6 protein-coding genes and 11 tRNA genes are annotated in these 6,546 nt (G+C 41.7%); 1 reads left to right on the top strand and 16 read right to left on the bottom strand.

What is annotated here, in order from left to right; all coding sequences use genetic code 11:
* Positions 1 to 112: 112 nt before the first annotated feature.
* The 12 genes from PH210_RS27540 to PH210_RS27485 form a co-directional block, all read right to left on the bottom strand.
* Positions 113 to 186 (bottom strand) — tRNA-Gly (locus PH210_RS27540).
* A 15-nt stretch (positions 187 to 201) separates the two neighbouring features.
* A tRNA-Pro gene (locus PH210_RS27535) sits at positions 202 to 278 on the bottom strand.
* A 6-nt stretch (positions 279 to 284) separates the two neighbouring features.
* Positions 285 to 361, bottom strand: a tRNA-Arg gene (locus PH210_RS27530).
* Positions 362 to 422: 61 nt separating this feature from the next.
* A tRNA-Leu gene (locus tag PH210_RS27525) sits at positions 423 to 508 on the bottom strand.
* 61 nt (positions 509 to 569) lie between these two features.
* Positions 570 to 654: transfer RNA gene (locus PH210_RS27520), tRNA-Leu, on the bottom strand.
* Positions 655 to 671: 17 nt separating this feature from the next.
* Positions 672 to 744 (bottom strand) — tRNA-Lys (locus PH210_RS27515).
* A gap of 37 nt (positions 745 to 781) precedes the next feature.
* Positions 782 to 856: transfer RNA gene (locus tag PH210_RS27510), tRNA-Gln, on the bottom strand.
* Between the two features lie 21 nt (positions 857 to 877).
* Positions 878 to 954 (bottom strand) — tRNA-Asp (locus tag PH210_RS27505).
* Between the two features lie 49 nt (positions 955 to 1,003).
* Positions 1,004 to 1,075: transfer RNA gene (locus PH210_RS27500), tRNA-Glu, on the bottom strand.
* Positions 1,076 to 1,085: 10 nt separating this feature from the next.
* Positions 1,086 to 1,176: transfer RNA gene (locus tag PH210_RS27495), tRNA-Ser, on the bottom strand.
* A 4-nt stretch (positions 1,177 to 1,180) separates the two neighbouring features.
* A tRNA-Asn gene (locus PH210_RS27490) sits at positions 1,181 to 1,255 on the bottom strand.
* 117 nt (positions 1,256 to 1,372) lie between these two features.
* On the bottom strand, positions 1,373 to 1,846 hold the full coding sequence (locus PH210_RS27485; RefSeq protein ID WP_289989569.1) for a SprT family protein: 474 nt from the start codon (positions 1,844 to 1,846) through the stop codon (positions 1,373 to 1,375).
* 96 nt (positions 1,847 to 1,942) lie between these two features.
* On the opposite strand from PH210_RS27485, the gene cmpA reads away from it, so the two are divergent.
* A complete protein-coding gene (cmpA, locus tag PH210_RS27480) occupies positions 1,943 to 2,056 on the top strand; it encodes a cortex morphogenetic protein CmpA (RefSeq protein WP_223596335.1) in 114 nt (37 codons plus the stop codon).
* Positions 2,057 to 2,075: 19 nt separating this feature from the next.
* Here cmpA and PH210_RS27475 read toward each other — a convergent pair whose 3' ends face one another.
* The 4 genes from PH210_RS27475 to alr all read right to left on the bottom strand — a co-directional run bounded on the left by PH210_RS27475 (position 2,076) and on the right by alr (position 6,545).
* The gene (locus PH210_RS27475) at positions 2,076 to 4,235 is read right to left on the bottom strand and encodes a Tex family protein (protein ID WP_483312149.1); all 2,160 of its coding nucleotides are present in this window, start codon (positions 4,233 to 4,235) and stop codon (positions 2,076 to 2,078) included.
* Between the two features lie 325 nt (positions 4,236 to 4,560).
* Complete coding sequence (gene ndoA / locus PH210_RS27470; RefSeq protein ID WP_007083556.1) at positions 4,561 to 4,911, bottom strand: type II toxin-antitoxin system endoribonuclease NdoA; 351 nt, start codon at positions 4,909 to 4,911, stop codon at positions 4,561 to 4,563.
* 4 nt (positions 4,912 to 4,915) lie between these two features.
* The gene (locus PH210_RS27465; protein WP_223596333.1) at positions 4,916 to 5,197 is read right to left on the bottom strand and encodes a CopG family ribbon-helix-helix protein; all 282 of its coding nucleotides are present in this window, start codon (positions 5,195 to 5,197) and stop codon (positions 4,916 to 4,918) included.
* Between the two features lie 184 nt (positions 5,198 to 5,381).
* On the bottom strand, positions 5,382 to 6,545 hold the full coding sequence (gene alr / locus PH210_RS27460; protein WP_289989556.1) for an alanine racemase: 1,164 nt from the start codon (positions 6,543 to 6,545) through the stop codon (positions 5,382 to 5,384).
* Position 6,546 lies beyond the last annotated feature (1 nt).

The raw sequence follows: 6,546 nt of genomic DNA, 5'->3' as shown, positions 1-6,546 counted from the left end.
TTGATTAGCTCATAAAATAAAACGTTGGCTTCGTTTCAATAAGAAACGAATATTATTGTTTGTTGACGTTTTTGTTTGTTTAGTTTTCAAAGAACAATTATATAAGGTAATTTGGAGCGGGTGATGAGAATCGAACTCACAACATCAGCTTGGAAGGCTGAGGTTTTACCACTAAACTACACCCGCGTATAAAATTTTGAATGGTCGGGAAGACAGGATTCGAACCTGCGACCCCTTGGTCCCAAACCAAGTGCTCTACCAAGCTGAGCTACTTCCCGTAATAATGGCGCGCCCGAAAGGAGTCGAACCCATAACCTTCTGATCCGTAGTCAGACGCTCTATCCAATTGAGCTACGGGCGCATCTTGTTAAAACCAACTTTTAAAGTTTATCACACTTAATTGGGTTTGTCAAATCTTTTTTTGGTGCGGCCGAGAGGACTTGAACCTCCACGGGGTTGCCCCCACTAGGCCCTCAACCTAGCGCGTCTGCCATTCCGCCACGACCGCATTAAATCAGCGACAAAGATAATCATATCAGATTACCGATTACTTTTCAAGAGGAAATAAATGGTGCGGGTGAAGGGAGTCGAACCCCCACGCCTTGCGGCGCCAGATCCTAAGTCTGGTGCGTCTGCCAATTCCGCCACACCCGCATAATGTTGTCTAAAGGTGAGCCATGAAGGACTCGAACCTTCGACCCTCTGATTAAAAGTCAGATGCTCTACCAACTGAGCTAATGGCTCATTTCATATCCATGAGCTAACGGCTCAACAAAAGAAATGGCTGGGCTAGCTGGATTTGAACCAACGCATGTCGCAGTCAAAGTGCGATGCCTTACCGCTTGGCTATAGCCCAATAACAAAAAAATAAATTAAATGGCGGTCTGGACGGGACTCGAACCCGCGACCTCCTGCGTGACAGGCAGGCATTCTAACCAACTGAACTACCAGACCAATTAATTAAGAAACAGAAAATGAGCTTTTGCTCATTCTCCATTTCTGATGACCCCTACGGGATTCGAACCCGTGTTACCGCCGTGAAAGGGCGGTGTCTTAACCGCTTGACCAAGGGGCCAAAAATTATATGGCGGAGAAGGAGGGATTTGAACCCTCGCGCCGGTTACCCGACCTACACCCTTAGCAGGGGCGCCTCTTCAGCCTCTTGAGTACTTCCCCAATATGGCTCCGCAGGTAGGACTCGAACCTACGACCGATCGGTTAACAGCCGATAGCTCTACCACTGAGCTACTGCGGAATAATATTATCTATTTCTTAAACAAGGCGTTTGCCCTGTCGACTCTTTACATTATAATGATGAAATAATATAAAGTCAATACGATTTTTAAATAAAGATTTTTTCCAAAATCTCTCCTTACTCGAATATTACCTCCTGGATCTTCGTCAATTTCCCTTTGCATTTTCCGCACACATATCTGCTTGTATTAATGCTTCTTTTTCTTTGATAGGATTGTTTGCATTTCATGCATTGGTAGACAAGTATTTTTTTCAGAGAACGCTTTACTTTCCGTTCCGGGAGTTGATTGCAAAACCGGGGTGCCCCAACCTTTTTTAGAAGAACTTTAAAGTCTTGATCGCGATGCTGATATCCTCTTCCTTCAAGATGAAGATGGTAATGGCATAGTTCGTGTTTAATAATCCCGATCAATTCTTTTTCTCCTAGCTGTTCTAAATACTTTTTGTTGATTTCAATATTATGTGTGTTTAAAAGATATCTGCCGCCGGTTGATTTTAACCTTGGATTAAAGGAAGCATGATGCTTAAAAGGTTTTCCAAATGATTCAATTGAGGTTTTTTCTACCAATAACTGAAGACTTGAATCATCCATTTAAACTCCCCTCCCTTTCTCTTCGAACGTGACAACCTATTATAGCATATATTGTTTATACCCTTATTGAAGAATGCTTTTCGGGAGGTTTTAATTATGCCGACTTGGTTTCAAAACCAAATGAAAAGAGCTTTCTATGAAAAGAACCGCTACCAGATCAAGATGTTAAACCAGTGCTGGTTTTTTTACAGAAAAAAACACTGCTCTTAAAGCAGTGTTTTCTCTTTAATTAAGAAGGCTGCAGCATGGTTAGGGCAACCCGGCCTTTTTTCATATCAACGGAATCTACCCAAACTGTAACCACATCGCCGACAGATACAATATCTAGTGGATGTTTTACAAATCGGTTGCTCAGTTTTGAAATGTGAACAAGCCCGTCTTGTTTAACGCCGATATCGACAAATGCCCCAAAATCAACAACATTCCGTACGGTGCCTTGCAGTTCCATACCGGCTTTTAAGTCCTCTAGTTTTAATACATCTTTTTTCAAGAGTGGACGAGGTAAGTCATCTCGCGGGTCTCTCTCAGGTCTCACCAAAGCATCAACGATATCTTTTAAGGTTAATTCGCCAATCGCCAATTCTTTAGAAACAGACTTGAGGTCAAGACCGCTTAATGCTGCTTTTAGCTCTTCGGAACCTAGTGCGTCCGTAGTAAAGCCCAGTTTTGCTAATAGTTTTTTTACTTCGTCATAGTTTTCCGGATGAATTCCTGTCCGGTCTAACGGCTGTTTTCCATCTAATACCCGCAGGAAACCAATAGCCTGTTCATAGGTTTTCGCACCAAGGCGGGGCACTTTCTTCAACTGAACCCTGCTTGTGAATTTCCCTGTCTCTTCTCGCATTTTGACAATATTGTTTGCGGCTGTTTTGTTTAAACCCGCAACATATTGCAAAAGTGAGGATGATGCTGTATTAACATTTACGCCCACCCGGTTAACCGCTGTTTCTACGACAAAATGCAGCGATTCTGAAAGTCTTTTTTGTGAAACATCATGCTGGTACTGGCCAACGCCGACTGATTTCGGGTCGATTTTCACTAATTCAGCTAATGGATCCTGCAAACGTCTTGCTATGGATACCGCGCTCCTTTCTTCAACCTGGAAATTCGGAAATTCTTCCCTTGCCAAGTCAGAGGCGGAATACACGCTGGCGCCAGCTTCATTAACAATCAAATAGAAGACTTCTTCATCCATTTCTTTTAAAATATCAGCGACGAACTGCTCTGTTTCCCTTGATGCGGTACCGTTCCCGATTGCCGCCATTTCTACCTTATATTCACGAAGGATATTAATAAATTTTTCTCGCGCTTCTTTTGCTTTGAAATCTGAAAGATGTGGATAAATCACATCAATTTTCAGCACTTTACCCGTTTCATCGACAACGGCTAATTTACAGCCTGTCCGGTAAGCCGGATCGACACCAATGACGACTTTTCCCTTCAATGGCGGCTGCAACAATAAATTACGCAGATTCTCAGAAAAAATATGAATCGCTTGTTCCTCTGCTTTTTCTGTTAACTCAGAGCGGATTTCCCGCTCAATTGATGGTTGAATTAAGCGTTTATAGCTGTCTTCTACCGCTTCTAACACGATTGGCGCTGCAGATGAATTGGTATTATGGATCCATTTTTTAGATAGATACGACAGGATTAAGTCGGTATTCATTTTTACTGAGACTCGAAGAATGTCCTCTTTTTCGCCGCGATTTAAAGCTAAAATTCGGTGGGGAACGATTTTATTTACAGGTTCTTCGTACTCATAGTACATTTCATAGACGTTTTTCTCGTCCTTTTCTGCTTCTTTTACCGTAGAAGCAACTGTACCGGATTTGGTTGTTTCTTTACGTATCCATTTACGGCCTTCCGCATCATCAGATACCATTTCAGCTATGATGTCTTTCGCACCTGCGATAGCCTCTTCAATCGTTCGGACTTCTTTTTCCTCGGATAAAAACTCTTTTGCTTTCTCTTCGATACTCTGGTTCGAAAAGGTTAGCAGCCATTCGGCCAATGGTTCGAGACCTTTTTCTTTCGCGATAGTGGCCTTGGTTCGTCTTTTTTGTTTGTATGGACGATATAAGTCTTCTACCTCTTGAAGTTTTTCAGCCTTTGTTATATTTTGCTGGAGTTCATCCGTTAATTTGCCCTGTTCGGAGATGATTCGGATAACTTCTTCTTTTCTTTGTTCAAGGTTTTGTATGTATTGCCAGCGTTCTAGGATATTACGGATTTGTACTTCATCAAGAGCGCCGGTCATTTCTTTTCGGTAGCGTGCAATAAATGGAACTGTATTTCCTTCATTTAATAAAGAGATAACATTTTTAACTTGCTTATAGGGAATAGCGAGTTCGGTGGCAATTTTCCCTAACAACTGATCTTCTTTTACCATTGTTTCAGTCACAAGAATAATCCTCCAATCTTTTTTCTTATTGTATCAAATTAACATGGGCGTTTCATTAAACGAGTGTTGTCCATTTTTTTATCACGACTTTTTCATGGTCGCGGGTATTTGGAAGTGTTCTTATCGACCGCCACTTCTCTTTTTTCTTGCTCACAGGCTTTATGGGTGACCGGTACCTTTCTTTTTCATCTTCTCGGGCACTATTAAATTTTTATAAAAAAAAGCAAGCCATGAAAGCTTGCTCTAAGCAGTATTAAGTATAAGGGCAGAATATGTATGAAAAAACGCTCTTTTAAAAAGAGCGTTCATTTAACTAGAATTCGATGAGACCTAAGCTAACTTGCAAGGCTTCATCCACTTTTTCCATCATTTCGTCATCGAGATGGGTAATTTTATCGGTTAACCGCTGCTTATCAATTGTACGAATTTGCTCTAACAGAATGACCGAATCCCGTTCAAATCCGTAGCGCTTCGCATCAATTTCTACATGAGTTGGTAGCTTCGCTTTTTGAATTTGAGCTGTAATCGCTGCAACAATCACTGTGGGACTAAACCGATTCCCGATGTCGTTTTGGATGACAAGTACAGGACGGACGCCGCCTTGTTCAGAACCAACAACTGGGGATAGGTCCGCGAAATAAACGTCACCACGCTTGACAATCAAAGGTTTATCCTCCGCTTACAAGACGTTCAACTGTGTGTTCTGCCTCATATTCTGCTTGAAATGCTTCAGATGCAATTCGAAGATTAATCTTTGCCATTTCCATGTATCCACGTCTCATGGACTCGCGAATTTGTCTCTTTTTACGTTCGCGTAAATACATTTTTGTTGCCTGGTAGATAAACTCGCTTCGGTTTACATTTTCCTGCTTTACGAAACCATCTAACTCAGTTAATAAGTGTTGCGGTAACTTCACTAAGATTTCCGTAGTTGCGCCAGTTTCAGACACAAACATACACCTCCACCATCACTACACACCATTTTTTATCTGTACCATATTTTATAATAACACTAAACGAGCCCAATTCATAGACTAAATATAATTCTACTGTATTATAAGCCAATAAAAGCCTCTTTTATGCACAAACAACCGCAATATCATAAATATGTTAAAATTTCTTTTTTTAACCCTGTTATTCATCGAGCAAATAATTTTTTATCTCGACAATTTTACCGCCTTTTTTGTAAAGCCGCGGAACACGCCCTGCTACCATACAAGGGATTTCATAATTAATCGTCTCCAATTTAGCGGCAATCTCATTGATCGATATCGTCTGGTTTCCGTCTGACCCGATCAACGTTACTGTTTTGCCAACTGGAACCTCATAAGGAAGGCGAATCATGCACTGATCCATACATATTCTGCCGACAATCGGCACCCGCTTCCCATCCACCAGCACTTCTTGACCGGACAGCTTACGAATCCATCCGTCAGCATAACCAATGGGAATCGTTCCAATCCATTCATCCTTCCCTGTTTCATACGTTGCTCCATAACTCACTTTATCGCCTTTTTGCATCTTTTTCACATGGACAAGCCGCGCTTTTAAGGAAAAGGCCTCTTTTAAGGAAAAAGGAATTTCTTTTTCCATCTCAAGCGATGGCGTTAAGCCGTACATCGCAATCCCAAGACGTACTGCATTAAAGTAAGCTTTCGGAAAACGAATGGCAGCGGCACTATTGCTGGAGTGTACATATTTCGGCCGTTTCGTTAACGATGTCAGCAGGTTTTCAAATGCAGCTAATTGCTGCTGAAAATAGGTTTGATCCAGTTCATCAGCTGTCGCAAAGTGGGTATAGATTCCTTCAAAAAGAAACTTTGCTTCATTCGCCATCATTTGCTCCAATTCTTTTAACTCTTCACTGCTGCGAATGCCAAGTCTCCCCATGCCCGTATCAACCTTTATATGAACGGTTAGCTTCTCACCAGCTTGCAAATATTTTTTGGCTTCCTCAAGCCAATCCTTTTGGAAAACAGTGAGAGTGATCTGATTTTTTGCAGCCAAATGCACATCTTGAGGACGTGAGGCACCTAATACCAGGATAGGAGCTTGAATGCCTTTTTTCCGTAATGCGATAGCTTCATCCATAAAAGCAACAGCTAAATAAGCAGCCCCTGCGGCCAAAGCAGTTTCAGCCACCTTGGCATCTCCATGTCCGTAAGCATTGGCTTTCACAACCGCGATGATTTCAATCTCTTTAGGGAGATGATTTTTCACGGAGGTTATATTCTCTTCTATACCATCTAAATCCACTTCAGCCCAGGTATCTCGGTAAAAATGATCAAGACTTTCCATA

Source organism: Paenibacillus sp. BSR1-1 (genome assembly GCF_030403775.1).
Taxonomy (GTDB): domain Bacteria; phylum Bacillota; class Bacilli; order Bacillales; family Cytobacillaceae; genus Neobacillus.
Note: the sequence above shows the minus strand (reverse complement) of the source record. Positions and strands in the feature narration are given on the sequence as shown.